At 62.4% G+C, this 23230-nt stretch carries 21 protein-coding genes; 11 read left to right on the top strand and 10 right to left on the bottom strand.

Annotated elements, in window-relative coordinates:
* Nucleotides 1-4 precede the first annotated feature (4 nt).
* On the top strand, nt 5-1534 hold the full coding sequence (locus G7044_RS14885; RefSeq protein WP_166330264.1) for an ABC transporter substrate-binding protein: 1530 nt from the start codon (nt 5-7) through the stop codon (nt 1532-1534).
* A 104-nt stretch (nt 1535-1638) separates the two neighbouring features.
* Nucleotides 1639-2760, top strand: a complete 1122-nt coding sequence (menC, locus tag G7044_RS14880) for an o-succinylbenzoate synthase (RefSeq protein WP_166330262.1) — start codon at nt 1639-1641, stop codon at nt 2758-2760.
* A 134-nt stretch (nt 2761-2894) separates the two neighbouring features.
* Here the strand turns inward: menC and ubiV are convergent, their stop codons facing one another.
* The 8 genes from ubiV to G7044_RS14840 all read right to left on the bottom strand — a co-directional run bounded on the left by ubiV (nt 2895) and on the right by G7044_RS14840 (nt 9344).
* A complete protein-coding gene (ubiV, locus tag G7044_RS14875; protein ID WP_235931339.1) occupies nt 2895-3803 on the bottom strand; it encodes a ubiquinone anaerobic biosynthesis protein UbiV in 909 nt (302 codons plus the stop codon).
* Between the two features lie 10 nt (nt 3804-3813).
* A complete protein-coding gene (gene ubiU / locus G7044_RS14870; protein ID WP_166330258.1) occupies nt 3814-4815 on the bottom strand; it encodes a ubiquinone anaerobic biosynthesis protein UbiU in 1002 nt (333 codons plus the stop codon).
* Between the two features lie 5 nt (nt 4816-4820).
* Nucleotides 4821-5438, bottom strand: a complete 618-nt coding sequence (gene ubiT / locus G7044_RS14865; protein WP_235931338.1) for a ubiquinone anaerobic biosynthesis accessory factor UbiT — start codon at nt 5436-5438, stop codon at nt 4821-4823.
* Nucleotides 5428-6126 (bottom strand): anaerobic ribonucleoside-triphosphate reductase activating protein, encoded by a 699-nt coding sequence (locus G7044_RS14860; RefSeq protein ID WP_166330256.1) that lies wholly within the window; start codon nt 6124-6126, stop codon nt 5428-5430. The genes ubiT and G7044_RS14860 overlap by 11 nt, the downstream gene beginning before the upstream one ends.
* A complete protein-coding gene (gene nrdD / locus G7044_RS18175) occupies nt 6119-6304 on the bottom strand; it encodes an anaerobic ribonucleoside-triphosphate reductase (RefSeq protein WP_166330254.1) in 186 nt (61 codons plus the stop codon). Before nrdD ends, G7044_RS14860 begins: the two co-directional genes overlap by 8 nt.
* Before the next feature lie 14 nt (nt 6305-6318).
* On the bottom strand, nt 6319-8079 hold the full coding sequence (locus G7044_RS14850; RefSeq protein ID WP_166330252.1) for a ribonucleoside triphosphate reductase: 1761 nt from the start codon (nt 8077-8079) through the stop codon (nt 6319-6321).
* 292 nt (nt 8080-8371) lie between these two features.
* Nucleotides 8372-9121, bottom strand: a complete 750-nt coding sequence (locus tag G7044_RS14845) for a TetR/AcrR family transcriptional regulator (protein ID WP_207630318.1) — start codon at nt 9119-9121, stop codon at nt 8372-8374.
* A complete protein-coding gene (locus tag G7044_RS14840) occupies nt 9111-9344 on the bottom strand; it encodes an alpha/beta hydrolase (protein WP_166330250.1) in 234 nt (77 codons plus the stop codon). The genes G7044_RS14845 and G7044_RS14840 overlap by 11 nt, the downstream gene beginning before the upstream one ends.
* Before the next feature lie 230 nt (nt 9345-9574).
* Between G7044_RS14840 and G7044_RS14835 the strand changes: the two genes are divergently transcribed.
* The 9 genes from G7044_RS14835 (at nt 9575) to G7044_RS14795 (ending at nt 20139) form a co-directional block, all read left to right on the top strand.
* Nucleotides 9575-10570 (top strand): HlyD family efflux transporter periplasmic adaptor subunit, encoded by a 996-nt coding sequence (locus tag G7044_RS14835; protein WP_166330248.1) that lies wholly within the window; start codon nt 9575-9577, stop codon nt 10568-10570.
* A complete protein-coding gene (locus G7044_RS14830; protein ID WP_166330246.1) occupies nt 10567-12324 on the top strand; it encodes an ATP-binding cassette domain-containing protein in 1758 nt (585 codons plus the stop codon). The genes G7044_RS14835 and G7044_RS14830 overlap by 4 nt, the downstream gene beginning before the upstream one ends.
* Nucleotides 12321-13448 (top strand): ABC transporter permease, encoded by a 1128-nt coding sequence (locus tag G7044_RS14825; protein WP_166330245.1) that lies wholly within the window; start codon nt 12321-12323, stop codon nt 13446-13448. The genes G7044_RS14830 and G7044_RS14825 overlap by 4 nt, the downstream gene beginning before the upstream one ends.
* A 3-nt stretch (nt 13449-13451) precedes the next feature.
* Entirely contained in the window at nt 13452-14552 is a 1101-nt protein-coding gene (locus tag G7044_RS14820) for an ABC transporter permease (protein WP_166330243.1), read from the top strand.
* A 149-nt stretch (nt 14553-14701) separates the two neighbouring features.
* Nucleotides 14702-15802, top strand: a complete 1101-nt coding sequence (locus G7044_RS14815; RefSeq protein ID WP_166330241.1) for an ABC transporter ATP-binding protein — start codon at nt 14702-14704, stop codon at nt 15800-15802.
* Nucleotides 15799-16875 (top strand): MBL fold metallo-hydrolase, encoded by a 1077-nt coding sequence (locus G7044_RS14810; protein ID WP_166330239.1) that lies wholly within the window; start codon nt 15799-15801, stop codon nt 16873-16875. The genes G7044_RS14815 and G7044_RS14810 overlap by 4 nt, the downstream gene beginning before the upstream one ends.
* Nucleotides 16869-17423: a histidine phosphatase family protein gene (locus tag G7044_RS14805; RefSeq protein WP_207630317.1), complete on the top strand. Its 555-nt coding sequence runs from the start codon at nt 16869-16871 to the stop codon at nt 17421-17423. The genes G7044_RS14810 and G7044_RS14805 overlap by 7 nt, the downstream gene beginning before the upstream one ends.
* Before the next feature lie 33 nt (nt 17424-17456).
* On the top strand, nt 17457-18437 hold the full coding sequence (locus G7044_RS14800; RefSeq protein ID WP_166330235.1) for an ABC transporter substrate-binding protein: 981 nt from the start codon (nt 17457-17459) through the stop codon (nt 18435-18437).
* Nucleotides 18430-20139 carry an ABC transporter permease gene (locus tag G7044_RS14795; protein ID WP_166330233.1) on the top strand — a complete coding sequence of 570 codons (1710 nt, stop codon included), beginning with the start codon at nt 18430-18432 and terminating at the stop codon, nt 20137-20139. The genes G7044_RS14800 and G7044_RS14795 overlap by 8 nt, the downstream gene beginning before the upstream one ends.
* 52 nt (nt 20140-20191) lie before the next feature.
* Here the strand turns inward: G7044_RS14795 and G7044_RS14790 are convergent, their stop codons facing one another.
* Both G7044_RS14790 and G7044_RS14785 read right to left on the bottom strand, forming a co-directional pair.
* Nucleotides 20192-21502 (bottom strand): HlyD family type I secretion periplasmic adaptor subunit, encoded by a 1311-nt coding sequence (locus G7044_RS14790; protein ID WP_166330231.1) that lies wholly within the window; start codon nt 21500-21502, stop codon nt 20192-20194.
* Nucleotides 21492-23216 carry a type I secretion system permease/ATPase gene (locus tag G7044_RS14785; RefSeq protein ID WP_166330229.1) on the bottom strand — a complete coding sequence of 575 codons (1725 nt, stop codon included), beginning with the start codon at nt 23214-23216 and terminating at the stop codon, nt 21492-21494. The genes G7044_RS14790 and G7044_RS14785 overlap by 11 nt, the downstream gene beginning before the upstream one ends.
* Between the last annotated feature and the right edge of the window lie 14 nt (nt 23217-23230).

Here is a 23230-nt window from a genome sequence, read left to right as displayed (position 1 = left end):
AACCATGAAAAACCTACGGCATTTTCCACTGCTGGCCGCCCTCGCCTGCGCGACCACGCTGAGCGCGCCGGGCCTCGTGCTGGCCGACAAGGCCGATGACACCCTGCGCATCGCCTTTTCCAAGGATCTGGACAACGCCAATGTCTATTTCAGCTCGGCCCGCGAAAGCACGATCTTCGGCTATGCGGTCTGGGACACGCTGGTCGAACGCGATCCAGAGACCCGGGAATGGGTGGGCAATCTGGCGGAAAGCTTTGAATGGATTGACGATCTAACGCTGGAATTCAAGCTGCGGCCGAACGTCACCTTCCACAATGGCGAGGCGTTCGACGCAGATGACGTGGTGTTCACGCTGAACCACTTTTCGGACCCGACGGTGGCGGTGGCCATGCCCAATACCGTCAACTGGATCAAGAACGCGGAAAAGATCGATGCGATGACGGTTCGGGTCCATCTGAAGGCACCCTTCCCCGCCGCCCTGGATTTCCTTGAAAGTGCGATCCAGATTTTCCCGGATCAGTATTACCAAGAGGTGGGCGATCAGGGCTTTTCGCAAAATCCCGTCGGCACCGGCCCCTATAAGGTGGAAAAGATCGACACTGGCAGCGGCTATACCCTGACGGCCTTTGACGGCTATCACGAAGGCGGCCCGCGCCAGAAGGCGCAGATCAAGACCGTCGAAGTGCGCAGCATTCCCGACGTGAACACGCAGCTGGCCGAGATGATGTCGGGAACCATCGACTTCATCTGGCAGGTGCCCGAGGATCTGACGCAGAAGCTGGCGGCACGCGGCGGCTTTGCCATCGAACAGGGGCAGACGATCCGCTTTGGCTATGTTTCGATGGACGTGTCAGGCCGTTCGGATGCCGAGACACCGCTGAAAGACCTGCGGGTGCGTCAGGCGATCAACCACGCCATCGACCGCAAGGCGATCCGTGACGCCTTTTTCGCGCCGACCTCGGAAATCATCAACTCGATCTGCAATCCACTGCAATTCGGATGCGAGCAGGATGTGACCGTCTATGACTTCGATCCCGAAAAGGCCAAGGCGCTGCTGGCCGAAGCCGGCTACCCCGACGGGTTCGGGACGACCATGTATTTCTACCGCGACAAGCCCGCGGCCGAGGCCATGGCGCAGATGCTGGCCAATGTCGGCATCACCGTCGATCTGCAAATGCTGAAATATGCCGCGCTTGCCGACAAGCAGTTGAAGGGTGAAATCCCGATGGGCTTTGTCACCTGGGGCTCGGGCTCGGTCGCGGATGTTTCGGCGTCCACGTCGAAATTCTTTGACGGCTCTGATATCGACGATGTGCAGGATCCCGCGCTGTCCGCGACGCTGAAACAGGCCGACACCACCATCGACCCCGACAAGCGCAAGGTTCTGTATACCGCCGCGCTGCGCCAGATCGCCGATCAGGCCTATTGGGTGCCGCTGTGGACCTATACATCGAACTACGTCATGTCCGAGGAGCTGAACTTTACCCCGACCCCGGACGAATTCGTGCGCTTCTATGACATGAGCTGGAAGTAACGAACGCTTCACGCCGCATCCTTGGGATGCGGCATCTTCCCTTTCCGACCATCTACCCTGCGCGCCCCAAAGGGCGACCACTCTTTCATGCCCGGACCCCAGCCATGGCCGCCTTACCGCCCCCGATCCGCCCGAAACTTCGCATCGACAGCGCCGAATTGCGCCTGGTCGAACTGAAGCTGCGCCAGCCGTTCCGCATCTCTTCCGGGGTGATGACCTGCAAGCGGTTTCCGCTGCTGATCCTGCGCAGCGACGGGCTGGAAGGCTATGCCGAGGGCGTCAGCGATACCCTTCCCGACTATCTGCCCGAGACCACCGTTTCCTCGATGATGATGATGCGTGACGTCTTCCTGCCGCAGATGGTGGGCCACAGCTTCGGCTCTCCGCAGGAAATCGAGGCGTCGACCCGGCACTGGCGCGGCCACGAGATGGCAAAGGCCTGCGTCGAGATGGCTTTCTGGGATCTGTGGGCGAAATCGCAGGGCCTGCCGCTGTCGCGCGCGCTTGGCGGTATCCGGGACGAGGTCGCCGTGGGCGTCTCGCTTGGCATCAAGGAGATGTCAGAGACCCTGCGCGATGTCGAGCAGCACGTCCAGCAGGGCTATCGCCGGATCAAGCTGAAGGTGATGCCGGGCCATGATCTACGGCTGCTGCAGGCGGTGCGCGACCGCTTTCCCGATATCCACCTGACCGTCGATGCCAACTGTGCCTATACGCTGGCCGATCTGCCGTTGCTGCGTCGCATGGATGACTTTGCGCTGGATTATGTCGAACAGCCGCTGGCCTGGGATGATCTGCACGATCACGCGCGGTTGCAGTCGCAGATGCGGACAGCGATCTGCCTTGACGAATGCATCCGCACGCCCGAGCTGTGCCGCAAGGCGCTTGCCATCGACGCCGGCCGGGTCATCAACATCAAGGTTGGTCGGGTCGGCGGGCATGTGAACGCGCGGCGCATCCATGACATCTGCCTGGCCCATGACGTGCCGGTCTGGTGCGGCGGAATGCTGGAAGCCGGCATCGGCCGCGCGCATAACATCCACCTTTCCACCCTGGAACAGTTCAAGCGCCCAGGCGACACCTCGTCTTCGTCACGTTATTTCGAACGCGACATCATCTGCGAACCGCTTGAAACCGCGAATGGAATTATGCCGGTCCCGGCCAATGGGGCGGGCATCGGTGTGACTCTGGACATGGATTTTCTGGACGAGGTGACGGTCGCCTGATGATATCGACCAAGGCCCCCCAGATCCTTAGCGGAAGGCCCGCATGTTCTGGCTTTGGTTCAAGCCAAGCGCCACGTGCACGGCGGGACGCAAAAGCCGTCTCGGACAAGCGTCGCGCTTATAAATCATGCACTTCACGCCTCGGCCGCCCTGGCAATTCGGCGGTATCCGGCCGTTCCGTACCAGAATCCGTTACTGAACGAGGTGGCGCCGCAAAGCCCGCGAAGGCGGTCTTCAGCTTCCGCCGTGTCCAGAACGCCGCTGATCACGTCATGGAATGCCCGCGCCACACCGACCATATCCACTGCCTGCGGCATCAGGCGCAGATGGCTTACCCCCATGGCGCCCAAGCGGGGACTTTCCGTCAGAAGATCCATGTAGCTTTCCGACTGGGTCTGGATGCCGTTGATACGCAGGATGGGCTTGTCGTCTCGGGTGCGTAGCGGCATGCCGTCGGGGTCCTGCTCGCAGATGAACAGGCAGTTATCCTTGGTGCGTCCGTGCGAACGGGCGTGGTAGCAGCGGGCGGAAACCGCCAGTGATGCCCTGCCGAAAACCTGCATCTCTACCGTCAGCCCAAGATTGCGGGCGGCCTGCGCTGCCACGGCCACCGCTTCGGCGGGCAATTCGGTCGGCAAACAGATATGCGTCGCGCCCTGACTGGCCATCCAGGCGATCGTCGCCTCGTTATAGGCATTCATGAACGGGCCGATCCGGTGGGGCCTGCCCTGCCGGGCATAGAGGCCCGCGGCATTATTGATTTCGATTTCCGGCGCGTCCATTTCGGCAAGGCCGGCTGTCGCCTCGCGTTCACGCTTGAGCATGACCTCTGCCAGAGAGGACAGGATGACCCGCTTGCCGGCACGCTCCAGCCGCTCCATCGTTGCAGGGATCTCCCGCTCGAAAAAGGGGGCGCGTTTGGAACAGATCACCTCGCCAAGATAGACCTCATCCACCGGGGCCTCATCGGCAATCCGAGCGTAGAAGTCGCGCCGCTCTTCCGTGTTCCAGTGATAGGCGAGCGGCCCAAGTGTCAGTTTCATTGTCATTTCCTCACCGCCATTTCTTCGTTTCAAAAGCGCCCATGGTTTGCTTTTGGCCCTCTGTCAGGGCGACCAGATCGGCGATATTCGCCTCGCGGCCTGCGCGGATATCGTCCACCGCCTGGCGGAACGCCCTGACCACATTGCGGACATAGGATTTGGATCGCTGCCGCCCCTCGATCTTGAAGGCATGCACACCGGCCCCGATCAGTTCAGGCAACAGACGCGAGAGATTCAGGCTGACCGGTTCTTCAAAGGCATAGTAACCTTCTGGACGGTGCGGCGCGGTATAGCGGCCCTTGCAGATCGTCGGATAGCCCGCCATTTCCTGCGGCCCGAAACGGTCAATGGTGAAACCGCCAAGGCAGCTTGACATTTCGCCGGTGGCTTCGTCGCGGATATATTCCACGTCGGACGCGGGCGAGCAGACCCCGTCCATATTGGTAGACTGGCCGGTCAGATAGTTGGTCAGGCTGCAACGCCCTTCGACCATCAGGCCATGATTGCCGAAGATGAAGGTTTCGATCTCACAGGGGATTTCCTTGCGGATCTCGCGGATCTCGGGGATCGTCAGGATGCGGGGCAGGACCACGCGTTTCACGCCGAAATTCTCGCAGTAATAGCGGATGGCCTCGGGGCTGGACGCCGCCGCCTGCACCGACAGATGCAGCCGAACCTGCGGGTGGGTGCGGGCAATGTAATCGGCCACGCCCATATCCGCGACGATGAAGGCATCAACCCCGATCCGCGCCCCGGTATCAGCGGCCTGGCGCCACAGGTCCACCTTGCCAGCGGGCGGATAGGTGTTAAGTGCCAGCAACACCTTGGTGCCGTGGGTATGGGCATAGGCAACGGCTTCGGTCAATTCCTCGACAGTGAAGTTCAGACCGGGAAAGTTGCGTGCGTTGGTCGCATCCTGAACGCCGCAATAGACGGCGTCGGCACCGGCATCGACAGCGGTCCGCAAGGCGGCGGGCGTTCCCGCAGGGCAGATCAGTTCGGCAAGGCTCATCTTCGTCAGATTCCCGTATTTTCAGTATGATAGCTGCGCCGCAGCCGTTTCAGGATCGCTTGACCCGGGCGGCCGAACAGTCCGGCGGTTTCCTCGGCGATCGAGCCGTCCACATCATCAAGTGCGTTACGCAGACGCACCACCGCTTCGGTATCCCCGGTAATTGTCAGCGCGCGCGAGAAGAAGGCGGCATCGCCGTCTTCATCGGCATCGATCAATTGCAGCAACAGCATGAAGGGGCCTTGGATAGTTGCCGTCACCGGCGGTGCCGCATCGCGCGGAACCGCGCAAAAGGTCAGGTTGTCCGGGTCGGGGCGCAGATGCAGCGCAAATGGAAGCTCGACCGGATCGATCAGAAAATCCGCCTCGCGGTATGGGCCGAGCCGTGCGAACAGCGATGTGTGGTTTCGCGCAATCTTGCGAACTGTCCGGGTCAGAAGCGGCTGCACCATCGTGCAGGCGATGCGGGCAAGCCCCCGGTGACCTGGCAGACGCGATGCCCAACCGGCCGATCCGGCCATGGGGTTTTCGTGATTGCCGGGTGTCCGGCCATGTTGCAGATCCACGCGATTGCCATCCGCTCCGGCAATCGGCTGGGCAACCGATGAGGCTTTACCCTTCATGGAAATGTCCTTTCAAAACTGGCCTCGACACGGCCGAAGCGATCTTTGCCGTGATTGTATTGTTGGGCAGGCTGGCTGATCTGCCCGTCAACCGGGTGCCTGCCTGCCGGCATTCCTGCAGGGTATGCCGCGTGACACCGAGGGCCGTGAGTTCCGCGCCGATCCGCGCCACCGCCGCATGGTCGAGCAATGCCGGATCGACCGTTGTGCGCACCTGATATGCGACGCCGCTGGCAAGCAGCATCTTCAGGCTTTCACGCGCCTTGTCCCCGCTGCCCTTGGCTGCGGTGACATGGGCATATTGGGCGAACGGCGCCTTGATATCGAAACCGACCCAATCGCAATACGGCAGCGCCGATGCAAAGCGGGCCGGATAGGGACCGCCACTATGCAGGCCGACCCTGAATCCCAGATCCCGCACTGCCTTCATCGCTTTGGGCAAGCCGCGCTGCAATGTCGGCTCTCCGCCGGAAAATACAACGCCATCCAGCAGGCCCCGTCGCGAGCGGAGGAAGCCAAGCACCTCGTGCCAATCCAGTGCCGTATCGGCCTTAACAGGGATGAGATGTGGATTGTGGCAATAGGGGCAGTCCCATGGGCAGCCCTGAAGAAAGACGGTGGCGACCAGTTCGCCCGGCCAGTCGCAGGTAGACAGGCGTTCCAGGCCGCCGATGCGGATATCAGTCAAGCTGCGCCTGCTTCTCGCTGAAATAGGTCCGCTCGTGGAACTCTCCCTTCTTGCCGCGATTGAAGGATGAGACAGGGCGATGATAGCCCATCACCCGAGTCCAGATCTCGCAGGGCTGGCGTTCCTCATCGCTGAGAACAACCGTTTCACCCGCTGTTGTCGGCCTGATGTCGTACATGTTCTTGCCTTTCTTCAATGCGCGGCAGCCTGCCGCTTTTTCATGATGAGGTCTTCGTCACATCGGGGGCAAAACTCGTGCTCCCCCGCGATGTATCCGTGCTTTGGGCACACCGAGAATGTCGGCGTGATGGTGATATATGGCAGTCCGAAATTTCCCAGCGCGCGGCGCACCAGCTTGCGGCAGGCCTCGGTCGAGGACAGGCGTGTGCCCATGTAAAGATGCAGCACCGTACCGCCGGTGTATTTGCGCTGAAGCCCTTCCTGCCGTTCCAGCGCCTCGAACGGATCGTCGGTGAAGCCGACCGGAAGCTGGCTGGAATTGGTGTAGTAAGGCTCGTGATCGGTTCCGGCCTGCAGAATATCTGCAAACCGCTTTCGGTCTTCCTTGGCGAAGCGATAGGTCGTGCCTTCGGCCGGCGTGGCCTCCAGATTGTAAAGGTGGCCTGTCTCTTCCTGAAACTCGGTCATGCGCGTCCGCACATGATCAAGAAACCGCATGGCAAAGGCGTGGCCCCATTCGGTGGTGATGTCGTGGGCGTCATCGGTGAAGTTACGGATCATCTCGTTGACGCCATTGACCCCAAGCGTCGAGAAATGATTGCGCAATGTACCGAGATACCGCTTGGTATAGGGAAACAGGCCGTTATCCATCAGTTCCTGGATAACTGTCCGCTTGACCTCAAGGCTGTCGCGGCCAAGTTCAAGCAATTCGTCAAGCCTGCGGAAAAGCGCGCCCGCATCGCCCTTGTGCAGATAGCCAAGGCGGGCGCAGTTGACGGTAACGACGCCAATCGAGCCGGTCTGTTCTGCGCTGCCAAACAACCCGTTGCCGCGTTTCAGCAGCTCGGTCAGGTCAAGCTGAAGCCTGCAGCACATCGAGCGCACCATATTTGGCTTCAGATCCGAATTCAGGAAATTCTGAAAATAGGGCAGACCATATCGCGCCGTCATTTCGAACAGGCGCTCGGCGTTTTCGCTCTCCCACGGGAAATCTGGCGTGATATTGTAGGTCGGGATCGGAAAGGTGAAGACCCGCCCCTTTTCATCGCCGCGCATCATCACCTCGATATAGGCGCGGTTGATCATGTCCATCTCGACCTGAAGATCGCCATAGCGGAAATCCATCTCGCGCCCGCCGATAATCGGGACCTGATCACGCAGATCTTCTGGGCAGACCCAGTCGAATGTCAGGTTGGTGAATGGTGTTTGCGTACCCCAGCGTGACGGCACGTTGAGATTGAATATCAATTCCTGGATTGCCTGCCGCACCTCGTCATAGCCGAGGTTATCCTTGCGTATGAACGGTGCCATATAGGTGTCGAACGACGAAAACGCCTGCGCACCGGCCCATTCATTCTGAAGCGTGCCAAGAAAGTTGACGATCTGGCCGACCGCGCTTGACAGGCGCTTGGGCGGACCGGATTCGACCTTGCCCGGCACGCCGTTCAGGCCCTCGATCAAAAGCGTGCGCAGTGACCAGCCGGCGCAGTAGCCAGCCAGCATATCAAGATCGTGGATGTGCAGGTCGCCTTCTCGGTGTGCGGTCCCGATTTCAGGCGAATAGACATGCGACAACCAGTAATTGGCCACCACCTTGCCCGAGACGTTCAGGATCAGCCCACCCAGCGAATAGCCCTGATTGGCATTTGCGTTAACGCGCCAGTCCGCACGGTCGAGATATTCGTTGATCGAGGATGCAACGTTGACGGCAATGTCATGCGCGCCGGTCAGGGCCGGGCCAGTTGTTGCAATGCCTTCGGGCTCAGTTTGCATTGACAATCACTCCTCGATTTATCGATCGATATGGCTGCAGGGGCTGTGTCAGCCCTACAAAAATGTGCATACTGGCCACCTATTTGTTATTGGATCGCCTCGACCACCAAAGGGCCACTTCGCCTATATATTGTATTTTTGGTTGAGCGATGGTCAACATATCGCGTTATAATTGCGACAATCGGGCGCACGCCCATTGCGGCACATCGAGCTAATGCGCCAAATAGCAACGTAGGGACTCGACCTGTCAGGGCGCAGCGCTGCAAGCCCGTCACCGACCAAAACCCAGCAGTCACTCGGATCGTGATTGGCCTTTGCGATATCCTTCGCCGACCGCTTCCAGCCCGCCCAGGGCAAAGCTGTACAGATGATCCACAATTGCCTGTTGTGACTGGTCGAAAAGCACCTCGCTGAAAGGCGTATTTCGACCGACCAGCAACAATGCGAGGCACGGAGCCCCGATACATGGAAGGCAGGCCCAGAGCTTCGGGTCATTTTCTGGGATCGAGGTGATCTCGCTGAGGATGGGCAGGACCATCAGCAGCTTGGGCAGGACCTCGACATCGCGCAGCACCTTGATATGCGGGCCGGGGGCGAGCAATTCCCTGAACAACACGATCACCGGCCAGCGATCACTGCCTGATCCGCTGGCGATGAAGAACGTAATCAGTGATTTCAGCTTGTCGCTGGCGGGGGCGTCCGAAGTCGCGATCCGCTCGATATCGGCCCTGTCGATGATGCGGCGATGCGCCTCGACCAGAACGGCCTGATACAGCCCGTCGCGATTGCCGAAATGATAGTTGATAGAGGCCATGTCTGCCCCTGCCGTCGCCGCGATCAACTTGCTCGGCGCCCCGGCAAGTCCTTTCGTGGCGATCAATTCGCCTGCGGCTTCCAGAATGCGCTTGCGGGTCGCCTCGCCATCGGCGCGGGTTGCTTTGGTCATCTTGCCCATACGGTCCTTTTCAATGCGGTCGCGCCCGGCCCCGGGTGCCCCGACGAACTTGCGCGACAGCGTGGTCGCATACGCGTCATTGCGCAACGGCAGTCAGCAACCTGCCAGCGCCGTCCAGGACAAAAGCGCCTTTCTGACGAACATTGCGCAGCGGACCTGCCGCCGTCTCGGCCGATTGTGCGGCTTCAGCCGTCAGGCTCGCCAACCGGAAGACGGCCTCCTGATAGCTGTTGTTATAGCCGTGGACGAACAGGATGACGGTATCGCCCTGCCCCGGTCGCGGCGTCGGCGCGCAAGGCGTATTCTTCATAGCTCATCATGCCACGACCGCCACCAAATACCGGCGGATCGGTCGAGGTCAGCGACCATCGCAAGCAACCGGCCGATCCGCCTGTTACGTGCCGGGCGCTGAGTTTCGGCTGCCATCACGCTTCCCCGAACTGCCATCTAGACTTTAATCACGATTTAAATTAAATCATTTTTAGATTACTGGTCAAGCCGCAGAATCACTCCCCCGCCCCTCAGCCAAGAGATTACGCGATGAAAAAGCTGATCCCCGTTATCGTCATCCTCGCCGCAGTAGCCGGAGGCTGGTATTGGTGGAGCCAGCGCAGCAGCGCCGAAGGTGGCGATCTGACGCTTTACGGAAATGTCGATATCCGGCAGGTCGCGCTTGCGTTTGAAGGCACCGGGCGCATCAGCGAATTGCGGCTGGAAGAAGGCGATCAGGTAGAAAAGGGCCAGGTCGTCGGGCTGCTGGATACGCGCAGCCTGCAATTGCAGGCCGACGCCCAGCAGGCAACGGTCGAAGCACAGCGGCAGGCGCTGTTGAAGCTGCAGAACGGTTCCCGGCCCGAAGAGATCGCGCAGGCACAGGCCCAACTTGATTCCGCCGAGGCAACGGATGAACTGGCCCAGCAGGATCTGGCGCGGATTGCCCAGCTTCGTTCGTCGCGCAGCGGGGCGGCCAGCCAACAAAGTCTGGAACAAGCACAGGCGCAGGCAGCGGCAACGGCGGCAGCCGTCGCGCAGGCGCGTGCGGCGCTGGATCTGATCGAGGCAGGCTTTCGCGCCGAAGATATCGCCGGGGCAGAGGCGCAGCTGCGCGCGGCGGAAGCGCAGCTTGAACTGCTGCGCCACCAGATCACGCAAGGCGAGCTGATCGCACCCGATCACGCCGTTGTCCGCTCGCGGCTGCGCGAGCCGGGCGACATGGTCAGCGCCAGCACGCCGGTCTTTTCGCTGGCGCTGACGCAGCCGAAATGGGTGCGCGTTTACGTCAGCGAGCCCGATCTGGGCCGGATCAGCCCCGGCATGCAGGCCGAGGTTCTTGCCGACAGCCATCCCGACCAGCCGGTCGCGGGCAAGGTCGGCTATATCTCCTCGGTTGCGGAGTTCACGCCGAAAAGTGTGCAGACAGAAGAGTTGCGCACCAGCCTTGTCTATGAGGTGCATGTGATCGTCGCCGATCAGGCCGATGTGCTGCGCCTTGGCCAGCCGGTGACGGTCCGGCTGGAGACCGGGGCAGAGGCATGACCGGATTCACCGTGACCGCCGAGGATCTGCGCAGGACATTCGACGATGCGGATGTCGGCGAGGTCGTGGCGGTGGATGGCCTGTCGATGCGCGTGCGCGAGGGCGAGCTGACCGCCCTTGTCGGCCCGGATGGTGCTGGCAAGACGACGCTGATGCGGATGTTCGCGGGCCTTCTCAAACCGCAATCGGGCAGGCTTTCGGTGCTTGGTATCGACGTGGCGCAGGATCCGCAATCGGTACAGGACAGGATCAGCTATATGCCGCAACGCTTTGGCTTGTATGAGGATCTGAGCGTTCAGGAAAATCTGGATCTTTATGCCGATCTGCATGGTGTGCCGATGGATCAGCGGCAGGAACGTTTCGGGCGCATGCTGGAAATGACCGATATGGCGCGCTTCACCGAACGTCCGGCTGGCAAGCTTTCGGGCGGTATGAAGCAGAAGCTGGGGCTGGCCTGCACTTTGGTCCGTTCACCTGATCTGCTGCTGCTGGATGAACCCAGCGTCGGGGTCGATCCATTGTCGCGCCGGGACCTGTGGAAGATCGTCCAGCAGCTTGTCGATGATGAAGGTCTCAGCGTGATCGTCAGCACCGCCTATATGGACGAGGCAGAGCGTTGCGCGCAGGTCTTTGTCATGGATAAGGGGCGGCTTCTGGCCGATGGCTCGCCAGCCGAACTGACGGCGCGCGCCAAGGAGCTGACCTTCACCGCCCTGCCCCCGCCCGGCGTGCCCGCGCGTGAATTGCAGGCCCGGCTGATCGACGCCCGCGATCTGGTGATCGACGCCATGCCGCAGGCGGGCAATGTCCGCTTTATCAAGCAGCCGGACGCAGGTGATGCCGATCTGCGCCAACTGCTGGACGGGATCGAAACCGAAGCTCGAACCGAAGAACTTGAAGACGCCTTCATGATGCTGTTGCGCGCACAGGACAAGGACGCCCCAGCAGGCCCCGCGCCTGAGGCAGCCAACACCCAACGCCCCGCCACCGACGACAAACCGGTGATTGTCGTGCGCGATCTGGTGCGGACATTCGGGGATTTCACCGCCGTCGCCAGCACCTCTTTCGACGTTGCGCGCGGCGAGATCTTCGGGCTTCTGGGTCCGAATGGCGCTGGCAAGACGACTACGTTCCGCATGCTTTGCGGCTTGCTGCCGGCCACCAGCGGGCATCTGGAGGTCGCGGGCCGCGATCTGCGCACCGCCCGCGCACAGGCCCGTGCCCGGATCGGCTATGTCGCGCAGAAATTCGCGCTTTATGGCAATCTGTCGATCCGCAAGAATCTGGAATTCTTCGGGGGTGCCTATGGGCTGCGGGGGCGCGCCCTGAAGGCCCGGATAAACGAGGTTGTCGCGCAGTTCGACCTTGACCCTGCGGCGCAAAGCGGCCAGCTGCCGGCCGGTTTCAAGCAGCGGCTGGCAATGGCGACGGGGCTGCTACACCAGCCGGAGATCCTGTTTCTGGACGAACCGACCAGCGGCATCGACCCGCTGGCGCGGCGCGCCTTCTGGCGCACGATCACCGCGCTTGCCGGCACCGGCGTGACCATCATCATCACCACCCATTTCATGGAAGAGGCCGAATATTGCGACCGTATCGCCATTCAGGATGCCGGTGAAATGCTGATCATCGGCACCCCGAAGCAGGTTCGTGCGCGCGCCGGCGACGGTGCCGGGCAGACCATGAATGACGCCTTTATCGCGGTCGTGGAACAGCATCGCGAAAACAGCAGATCGCGGCAGGTGGCGGCATGAGCGGATCGGGCTTTGCCTCTCGGTTGGTTGCGCTGACGCGCAAGGAAACCCGCCAGATGCTGCGCGACCGCAGCAATCTGGTCGTGGGCCTTCTGCTGCCCCTGGTGCTGATCCTGTTGTTCGGTTACGGCCTGTCCTTCGACGTCACCGATGCCCGCATTGCTGTGGTGCTGGAGGACAGCTCGCCCATCACGCTGAACGCCGTGGCGGGGCTTGCGGGGACCGATTACCTCAGCCCGATCTGGCTGCATTCCATGCCCGAAGCCGAGGCGATGATCCGCGCGGGCGATGCCGACGCCATTCTGCGCGTGCCCGCGGAATTCACCGCCAATCTGGCGCAGGGGCGCGGCACGCTGCAACTGATCCTGAACGGTGTCGATTCCAACACCGCCCAGACGATCGAGGGTTATGCCACCGGCGCGATCACCAATGCGCTGCAGCACCTTGCCGACCGGCAGGATACACGCTTCACCGGCAGCGGCGTGACCGTGATCGCGCGGACATGGTTCAACGAGGCGAACAACAGCACCTGGTTTCTGGTCCCCGGCTTGATCGTGCTGGTGATGACGCTGATCGGCGCCTTCCTGACCTCGCTTCTGATCGCGCGGGAATGGGAGCGCGGGACGCTGGAATCGCTGTTCGTAACCCCGGTGCGCCCGCTGGAACTGGTGCTGTCGAAACTGGCGCCCTATCTGATCATCGGCGCGATTGACCTGATCATGTGCCTGCTGGCCGCAAGATATCTGTTCGAGGTGCCGATGCGCGGGTCTCTCTGGCTCGTGATCCTGTCTTCGATGCTGTATCTACTGGTCTCGCTTGGGTTGGGGCTTTGGATTTCGGGCACCACGCGAAACCAGTTCGCGGCCAGTCAGATGGCGCTGCTGCTCAGCTTCATGCCGGCGATGATGCTGTCGGGCTTTGTCTTCGATCTGCGCAATGTTCCGGCGGTGGTTCAGGTCATCTCGCAGGCGCTGCCGGCAACGCATTTCATGTCGGTGATCAAGACCCTGTTCCTTGCCGGGAATTATTGGCCGACGGTCCTGCGCGGCCTTGTCATCCTGTCGCTTTATGCGGCGCTGCTAATCTGGGCCACGCATCGCACATTGGCGAAAAAGCTGGACTAGGCGATGCTGTTTCTTTCTCAACTGCTGGCCCTCATCCGCAAGGAATTGCTGGCGATCCTGAAGGATCCGTCAAGCCGCACCTTGCTGTTTGCGCCCGCGCTGATGCAGGCGCTGCTGTTCGGCTATGGCGCAACCTATGACCTGACCCACGCGCCCTTTGCGGTGCTGGATCAAAGCCGCAGCGCGGCCTCGACCGAGATCGTCGCCCGGCTGGAGGGCACAGGAGTCTTCCACCGCATCGCGACACTGGAAAACACCAGTCAGATCGCGGGCCAGATCGAAAGCGGCGACGCGCTGCTGGTGCTGCAATTTCAGCCCGATTTCGCGGCAAAGCTGGCCGGGGGTGCCGAGGCGCCGGTGCAGGTCATTCTGGATGGACGCAATTCGTCGACGGCGGGGCTGGCCTCTGCCTATGTGTCGTCCATTGTTGCGGGATATAACGCCGATCAGGGGGCGACCACGCCGCTGACCATTGTCAGGCGGGCATGGTTCAACCCCAATTTCGAATCCCGCTGGAACCTGATGCCCGCGCTGATCGCATCGCTTTCCATGCTGCAAACGCTGATGCTGGCGGCGCTTTCGGTGGCGCGGGAGCGTGAACAAGGCACATTCGATCAGCTTCTGGTCACACCGCTGACACCGACGCAAATCCTGATCGGCAAGGCACTGCCGTCGATCCTTGTCGGGTTGCTGCAATCGACCATCATTTTTCTGATCATCCGATACTGGTTCGGCATCCCGATGAACGGGCAAGTCTGGCTGATGTATCTGGGCCTGGTCACGTTCACCACGGCGGCGGTCGGGCTTGGCCTGTCGATCTCGGCCATTGCGCTGACAATGCAGCAGGCGATGCTGTACACATTCATCGTCATCATGCCGCTGATGCTGCTTTCAGGTCTGTTGACCCCGGTACAGAACATGCCCGAGATCCTGCAATGGGCCACTTACGCCAATCCGCTGCGCTTCGGGATTGACCTCGTCCGCCGCGTCTATCTGGAGGGCGCGACACTGCGCGAGGTGTCATTCGATTTCATCCCGCTGCTGGCGGTGGCGGCGGTGACGCTTCCATTGGCGGCATGGCTGTTCCGCCACCGGCTAAGTTGACCGCGAAACAGTTGCCGACAACGGCGTTATGCGGGACTGTCGCGAAAGCCTATGACGACCTCCATCGCGAACTTGCCGCAAGGATCGGCGACTGACCGGCAGAAAGGCGCCTTTACAAATCCGTCGCAATTTCGGCTTATCGCAGCGCCATGGCAGAGATCAGTTTCAAGCGTGTTTCACGACGGTTCGGCAATACCCCTGCCGTCGACAATGTTTCGACGACGCTGGAATCGGGGCGCTTTCTGGCGCTTCTTGGCCCGTCGGGCTGCGGGAAGACAACCTTGCTGCGCCTGATTGCCGGGCTGGAACGTCCCGATGAGGGCGAGATCGCGCTAGGCGGGCAGGTTGTCGCCGCGCCGGGTCGCTTTGTCGAACCTGAACAGCGCGCGCTCGGGATGGTGTTCCAGTCCTACGCGCTTTGGCCGCATATGAGCGTGGCGGGCAATATTGGCTTCGGCCTCAATCGCCTGCCGAGGGTCGAACGAGAGGCGCGCGTTCTGGATGCGCTGCGTATGGTCGGCCTGGGTGACATGTTCGACCGCAAACCTCACGAGCTTTCCGGCGGGCAGCGGCAGCGCGTCGCCCTTGCCCGCAGCCTGGCGGCACGGCCCCGGATCCTGCTGCTTGACGAACCGCTGGCCAATCTGGACGCCCATCTGCGCCAGTCGATGCTGGCCGAGTTCCGGCGCATCCATGCCGCGACCGGCTGCACCATGGTCTTCGTGACCCATGACCAGAACGAGGCTATGGCCGTCGCCGATCAGGTGGGCGTCATGGATCGCGGCCGGATCGAACAGATGGCGACGCCGATGGATCTGTTCGACCGGCCCGCAACGCCGATGGTCGCCCGCTTCGTCGGCAATGGCCGGACCTTGCCGGTCACCGTTCAGGAACGCCTTGCCGATAGAACCTGCCGCATCCGCATCGGCGACAGAACCATCGCCGTGCCGGGTCAGGTCGCACATGGTCCGGGCTGGCTGTGCCTGCACCCCCGCGACCTGAGCCCGTCGACGGAAGGAATCGCCGGCACCATCAGCGCGGTCCGCTTCGAAGACGGCTATTACCTTGCCGATGTCCTGCTGGATGCGCTTCCGGAAGCGGACGCGCTGCCCCTGCGGCTGCCCGGCCCCGCGCGGCAGGGCGAGAAGCTTCGCATCGCGCTTCGCGGCGGCTGGGTGCTGCCGCGCGACGGGGTGCCGGAAACGCCCATCGCTGCCCCGGCCGAGGTAAGGCGCGGCGTCCCAGCATGAAGCGCCTGACGGCCTTGGGCGGCTTCGACGCGAAGGGGCCCGCCTGCTTTCTGCTGGAAATTGACGGCGCGCGGCTGCTTCTCGACATGGGTCGTGGCCCGGATGCCGGGCGCAGGCCCGATCTGGACGGGATCGGGCCGGTTGATGCGGTGCTGATCTCTCATTGTCATGCCGATCATACAGGCGCGCTCGACTGGCTGGGGCGGATCGGCGGGCCGCCCGTATATGCGACGGCCCCGACGCGCGCGCTGAGCGAAATCGCCGCCTTGCGCGCTGCGCGTGACCTGCCCCTGCGGGGTCAGATCGCCGGTGTCGAAGTCGAAACCGGTCCTGCGGGCCATGCGCCCGGCGCGGTCTGGATGCGCGTCGGCGGCACGTCGGGACTGGTCTATAGCGGCGACTATGCCGAAGGTCTGGGGCTGCTGCCGGTCGGGCCATTGCCGCCGGCAGAGATTGCCGTTCTCGATTGTTCCTACGGGGTCGAGAAGGACGATGTTCACGCGCAAACGACTGCGCTGCTGGCGAAGGCCGGTACTGGGCCTTGCCTGTTGCCAGCGCCACCCGCTGGCCGTGGGCTGGAAATCGCGCTTGCATGCCTTGACCGGGGGCTGTCCGTCGCGATCTGCGACCAGATCCGGGGCGTGGCCGAGACCCTGACCGGCTTTCCCGGTTGGCTGGCGGAAGGGGGCGCGGCGCGGCTTCGCCGGCTGTTGCAGGAAGCGCGCAGCCTGCGCCCTGACGGCCCGCTGGACGGCATCATGATCGCTGCCGGCGCGAATTGCGGCAGCGGACTGTCGCAGGAACTGGGGCCGCGTGCGCTGGCGGCAGGGGTGCCCATCATATTCACCGGCCATCTGTCGCACGGCTCGCCCGCCGCATCATGGGTTCAGGACGGCCGCGCAAGGCGTTTTCGCTGGAATGTCCATCCTGATCGCGCGACGCTGGGGCAACTGTTGACGCAGACAAGGGCCCGGCTGGTCATACCGGCCTTTGCGACGCCCAAGGCACGGCAGGATCTGCCCGACGCCTTCCCGGAAACGCGATGGGCAACCGATCGGAGCATCACATGGTAACCATCCCCGCAGGTGCGTTCCTGTTTCTGCGCCACGGCCAGACCGAGTCGAACGCCCAGGAACTCATCATCGGCAGCACCGATCTGCCGCTGAACCAGACCGGCCATGAACAGGCCCGGCAGGCAGCAGATTTCCTGCGGGGCACCGCGCTTGCGCAGATCATCTCATCGCCGCTGTTGCGCGCGCGCCAGACCGCAGAAGCCGCCGCCGAAGCCCTGCAGCTTCCCGTCACGGTGCTGGACGGGCTGGCAGAGCGGAACTGGGGCGCGTGGGAAGGCCTGCCCCGCACCGCCCTGCGCCGGGACGAAACCCCGCCCGGCGGTGAATCGCCACAGGCGTTTCAGGCGCGGACATTCGCCGCCTTTGCCGGGATTGATCTTGCCGTGCCAACATTGATCGTCGCCCATTCCGGCACCGATCGCGTGCTGCATGACCGTCTGGCACCCGGCCCCCATCACCGGATGGAGAATGCTGCAATCCGCCTGTGGGAACCGCTCATGCACGGCACGCAATGGAACTGTCACGAATATTTCAAACCCGGTCGCTAGTCAGGGCCGGAATCAAATTCAGGAAAGAACAAAATGCGTATCGCAACTGCTCTCAGCCTTGTCTCTGCCGGTATGATCGCACCGGCATTCGCGGCCCCGTCGGGCACGCTTACCGTCTATACCTCGCAGCCGCAGGAACAGATGGCCACCGTGGTCGAGGCCTTCAACAAGGACTATCCCGAGGTCGAGGTCGAGGTGTTCCGCACCGGCACGACCGAGCTGATGTCGAAGCTGCAGGCAGAGTTTACGGCAGGATCGACCCCCGCCGATGTGCTGCTGATCGCTGATGCGGTCGCCATGACCCAACTGAAGCAGGATGACCGGCTGCTGCCCTATGCCGACGCGCCGGTCGAAGGCATCCCCGCCGATGTCATCGACGCGGACAAGGCGTTCTTCGGCACCAAGCTGATTACCACCGGCATCGTCTATAACACCGAAATGGTCGAGACCGCGCCGACCTCATGGAACGACCTGCGCGCCCCCGAAGTCGCCTCGTCGCTGATCATGCCGAGCCCGCTTTATTCCGGTGCCGCTGTCATCCACGTCGGCACCATGGCGCAGCAGCCTGAATTCGGCTGGGGCTTTTATGAGGAACTGGCCGAGAACGGCGCCGTCGCCGGGCAAGGCAACGGCACCGTGATCGAGGCCGTCGCACGGGGCGAAAAGGCCTATGGCATCATCATCGAATACATGGCGATGAATGCCAAGGCTGACGGCTCTCCGGTCGATTTCGTCTGGCCGGAACAGGGCGTCAGCGCGATCACCCAGCCCATCGCCATCGTCAAGGGCACCGATAACGAGGAAGCCGCCAAGGCCTTCATCGACTGGCAGCTGTCGCAAGCGGCGCAGACCCAGTCGGTCGAACAAGGCTATTTCCCGATCACCGAAGGCGTCGCCGCACCCGAAGGCTATCCGGCGATGAACGGCCTGAACATCCTGTCGTTGGATGCCGCGCAGCTGATCGCCGACGATCAGACCAACAAAGAGCAGTTCGCTGACCTTTTTGGTGGCTGATAAGGCGGGGCGAACCCACGGCAAGGGCGGCGTTCACCTGATCGTCGCTCTTCTTGCTGTCTATATCCTCGTGACGGGCGTCTGGCCGCTGATCCGGCTGTTCGCCCTGTCCTTCGCCCCGGGCGAGGAAGGTCAGATTTTCGGCCTGATGCGGGAAGCGCTTTCCGGGCGGGCCTTTCAGCGGGCTTTCTGGAATACGCTGGCCGTGGCAAGCGGCTCGGTCGCGGTGTCGGCTTTGCTCGGCACCGCGCTGGCGCTGGCGACGGGCCTGATGCGTCTGCCCGGCCGCGCGCTGATCAGCTTTCTGGCGCTTTCGCCGCTGCTGATTCCGTCGCAGATCATGGCATTGGCCTGGATCGAGCTGATGGGAAGCGGCTCAACCGTATTGACCCCGCTTGGTCTGGCGCCCGCGCCCGGCACGCCCAACCCCCTTTATTCCGGTAGCGGCATCGCCTGGTTGATGGGGCTGGAGCATATGCCGCTTGTCTTTATCGCCGTCCGCGCAAGCCTGTCCTCGATCCCCGCCGATCTGGTCGAGGCCGCACGCATCGCCGGTGCCAGTCCATCGCGCATCGCGCGGCGGATCGTCCTGCCGCTGGCGCTGCCTGCTGCTGCGGCGGGTTCGGTTCTGGCCTTCGCGGCCGCCATCGGGAATTTCGGCATCCCCGCGCTTCTTGGCATTCCGGGCAGGTTTCCGGTGCTGACAACGCTGATCTATCAACGGCTGAACGGCTTTGGGCCGGATGTCATCGGGCGTGTGTCCGCGATGGCATTGGTGCTGGTGCTGCTGGCCGCCGCCGCACTGCTGCTGCGGCAGATATTGCTGCGCAGGCTGGCGGTGCCGCTGCCGGCAGGCGCGGTGTTTCGCGGGTTCGCGCCGGGGCGCGGCAAGTGGCCGATCCTGGCTGTGCTGTGGCTGGCCCTGATCTGGCTGGCAATCCTGCCGATCATCGCGCTTGTGACGACCTCGCTGGTCCCCGCGCTTGGGGTCAGGTTCGGGCTGGACACCGCCAGCCTCAAGAACTTCACGGAAGCATTTGCAAACCCCGCCGTCAGACGCGCCTTTGCCAACTCCTTTACGCTCGCCGGGCTGGCTGCCGCGATCTGCGCCGCGATCAGCATCCTGCTGGGCTGGTTGGCCATCACCGCGAAAAATCGCCCCGCCAGATTGTTGAGCCTGCTGGCCGAGGCGGCTTTCGTGGTGCCCGGAACGGTGCTGGCGCTGGCGATCATCCTTGTCTATCTGCGACCGCTGCCGGTGATCGGCGTTTCGATCTATGGAACGGGATTGATCCTTCTGATCGCCTATCTGGGCCGGTTCCTGCCCATGGCCCTGCGCCCGGTCGAGGCCAGCATCGCCGCATCGGACCCATCGCTGGACGAGGCGGCGCGCATTGCCAGCGCGGGCCTTCTGCGCCGCATCGCGTTCGTGGCGGCCCCTGCGCTCGCACCTTCGGCGATTGCGGGCGGAATGCTGATCTTCATGACCGCAATCAACGAGCTGACGCTGTCGGCGCTGCTGTGGTCGGCGGGAAATGAAACCGTCGGCGTGCAGATCTTCTCGATGCAATACGAGGGCAATTCGACCGGCGCAGCCGCGCTTTCGGTCATGTCGCTGCTGCTGGTGGGGATGCTGGTGACCCTGGCAGACCGCCTTGGCCGCCGACTGCCAAGCGGCACGCTGCCATGGCGCACCGAATAGCCCCATTATCCCCTTGCAGCACAATATTCGCGACGGAACGATGGACGTCCGGTCAGCCCTCGCGGAACGCGTGCTGAATCTGATCGACCATCGGCTTGACCAGATATGACAGGATCGTGCGTGGCTGCGTCTCGATGAAAACCTCGACAGGCATGCCGGGCCGAAGCTCGGAATGTTGGATCCGCGCGAGCTCCTCTGCGTCGACGGACAACCGGGCGAGGAAGTAGCTGCTGCCGGTCTGCTCATCCGTGCTGGCATCGGGCGACACGTCGATCACCGAACCGATCAGCTGCGGTGTCTTGCGCTGATCAAGGCCGGGAAAGCGCAGACGCGCCGTCTGCCCGCCATAGACCTGATCCACGTCCTGCGGCGGCAATCTGGTTTCGACGACAAGCCGGTCATTCCCCGCGACCACGGTGACCAAACGCTCGCCGGGTGAGATCACCTGACCCAATGTGTGGATCGCAAGCTCGTGCAGCTGCCCGCCAATCGGCGCGGTAATGGCCAGCCGCGTCATCCTGTCTTCGGCTGCCACCTTTTCTTGCGTCAATCGCGCCAGCTCGGTGCGCTTCTCGTCCAGCATTGTCAGGATCTCTTCACGGAACCGCTCATCGATCTGCGTGCGCTCCAACTCGCGGCGAAGGATTTCTTCCCGCGTTTCGGAAAGCTGCGCATCCAGCGTGGCGATTTCGGCGTCGAGATCGCTTCTCAGCCGTTCCGCTGCCCGCAACTCATTCGCGCTTGTCAGCCCGCGTTCGTTGAGGGATTTTTTGCTATTGAGTTCTTCATCGGCCAGAACGACAGCCCGTTCCGTCGCCACACGCTGCGCCTCATGTGCCTTGATCTTGTCGTTCAACTGAGAGATCTGTGCGGTCAGCTGACGGCGCTGACCTGCGCGGGCATCGGCGCGCGCATCCTTCAGCTCCTTCTGCCCGCGCACAAGCACGACGCGGCGCGGATCATCGCTTTCGGCAAGCTCGTCCGGGAATTCGATGACATCCAGATCGAGTATTTCCGCCGTCAGCCTCGCTTCCTGCGCGAGCAGCGCGTCGATCTGACTGTTCACCATCTGCAGATTGGCCTCGACCACCGTCGGGTCAAGACGGAACAGCACCTGACCGGCCTCGACCGTTTCGCCCTCACGCACAAAAATCTCGCGGATCGTGCCGCCGTCCAGATGTTGCACGTTTTTCGGACGACCTTCGACGATCAGCTTGCCCATTCCGACGACGGCGCCGCTGATTTCGGTCAGCGCCGCGACGCTTCCGCCGCCTCCAATCAGAATGACGATCACGGCAAAGCCGAGCAACAGCTGACGGCGCAGAGAGGCCCCAAGCGACCGGTCAATCTTTTCATACCGCATCGATCATGCTCCTTTGATTCGCGGCCGTACGCTGCGCCGGGACGACCTTGCGCAGCATCTCATCGCGGTTTCCAAACTGAACCTGCGTGCCGTTCTGGATCATCAGGGTCTTGTTGACTGCGGCCAATGCGCTTGGCCTGTGGGCGATCACGATCACGATGCCGCCACGGGCGCGCGCCGCCTTCATCGCATCGGTCAGGGCGCGTTCGCCCACCGTATCGAGGTTCGAATTCGGCTCATCCAGCACCAGAAGGAAGGGGTTGCCATAAAGCGCGCGCGCCAGACCGAGACGCTGGCGCTGACCGGCGGATAGAAGCGTTCCAGCCTCGCCGATCTGTGTCTGGTAGCCTTCGGGCAGGCCGGCAATCATGTGGTGGATGCTTGCGGCTTCGGCCGCTTGCAGGATGCTTTCGATACTCGGCTCGGCCGCGAAACGGCAGATATTTTCGGCCACAGTGCCTTCGAACAATTCTACATCCTGCGGCAGATAGCCTATGAAATGGCCCCTTTCGGTCTGGCTCCACTGATCCAGCGTCGCACCATCCAGACGAACGGATCCGGCGAGGGACGGCCAGATGCCGACAAGCGCGCGGGCGAGGCTGGATTTGCCCGACCCCGAGGGACCGATCACACCAAGACCGTCCCCAGCCTCCAGGGTGAAATTGACATCTTGCAGCAGAAGATCCTGCTCGCCCGGTGCCGAGGTCGCAAGACCTTCGACCTTTAGGCTTGCCTTGGGCACCGGCAACCCGGCCGTGTCCTCGGCTGCGGCACATGCTTTGAAGGTGTCGTTCAGGCGCCCGGCGGCCTGGCGAGAGGCGACAAAGCTGGGCCAGTGCGACACGGCCTGTTCGATCGGCGACAGCGCCCGGGCCATGATGATCGAGGCGGCGATCATCACACCGGCGGTTACTTCCTGCTGGATGACCAGATATGCGCCAAGGCCAAGCATCGCGGATTGCAGCATCAGGCGCAGCATCTTGATGACCGATGAAAACAGGTTGCTGTGATCCGACACGGCCTGTTGACGCTGGAAATGCTGCTCTACCGCGCCGGAATAGCGTGCCGACAGGCTGTCACCCATGCCCATCGCCGTGATGACATCGGCGTTGCGCCGCGTCGCCGAAATCAGCGTCGATTGCAGGCCAGAGCTTTCCGAAAGCCGCTTTGACGGCTTCCGCGAAAGGAATTCGTTCGCAACGACAAGGCAGGCGATGACGACGCCGCCCACCACAGCCAGCATGCCGAGCCATGGGTGGAAGGCGAAGATGATCAGGAAATAGGCCGGCATGAAAGGCAGATCGCAGATGGCCGCCGGACCCGGAGAGCCAAGGAACCGCCTGATCGCCTCGACATCGCGATAGGGGCTGACGCCAGCGGCGCGGCGACCCGCCACCAGCGGCATGCGCATATTCGCGCGGAAGGCAGGGCCGGACAGCCTTGTATAGACCCGCATGGCGATCCGGGTCAGTGCACGAAGGCGCAGAATATCCAGAAGCCCGCTGGCGAAGTAAAGAACAAGGGCAATGCCGGCCAAAGCCAGAAGGGTTGGCACGCTGTTGCTGGCCAGAACGCGGTCATAGACCTGCAACATGAAGATCGGCCCGGTCAGCATCAGCAGGTTGACGAAGGCACTAATGACAAAAATAGCGGTAAAGGCGCCACGGTAGACGCCGATCGAACCGCTGACAGTGGTGGCTTGAGACTCTTTCACAACATTCGTCCTGC

It is taken from the genome of Paracoccus xiamenensis (assembly GCF_011308835.1).
GTDB lineage: Bacteria > Pseudomonadota > Alphaproteobacteria > Rhodobacterales > Rhodobacteraceae > Paracoccus > Paracoccus xiamenensis.
This window is presented reverse-complemented; position numbering and strand designations above follow the sequence as displayed.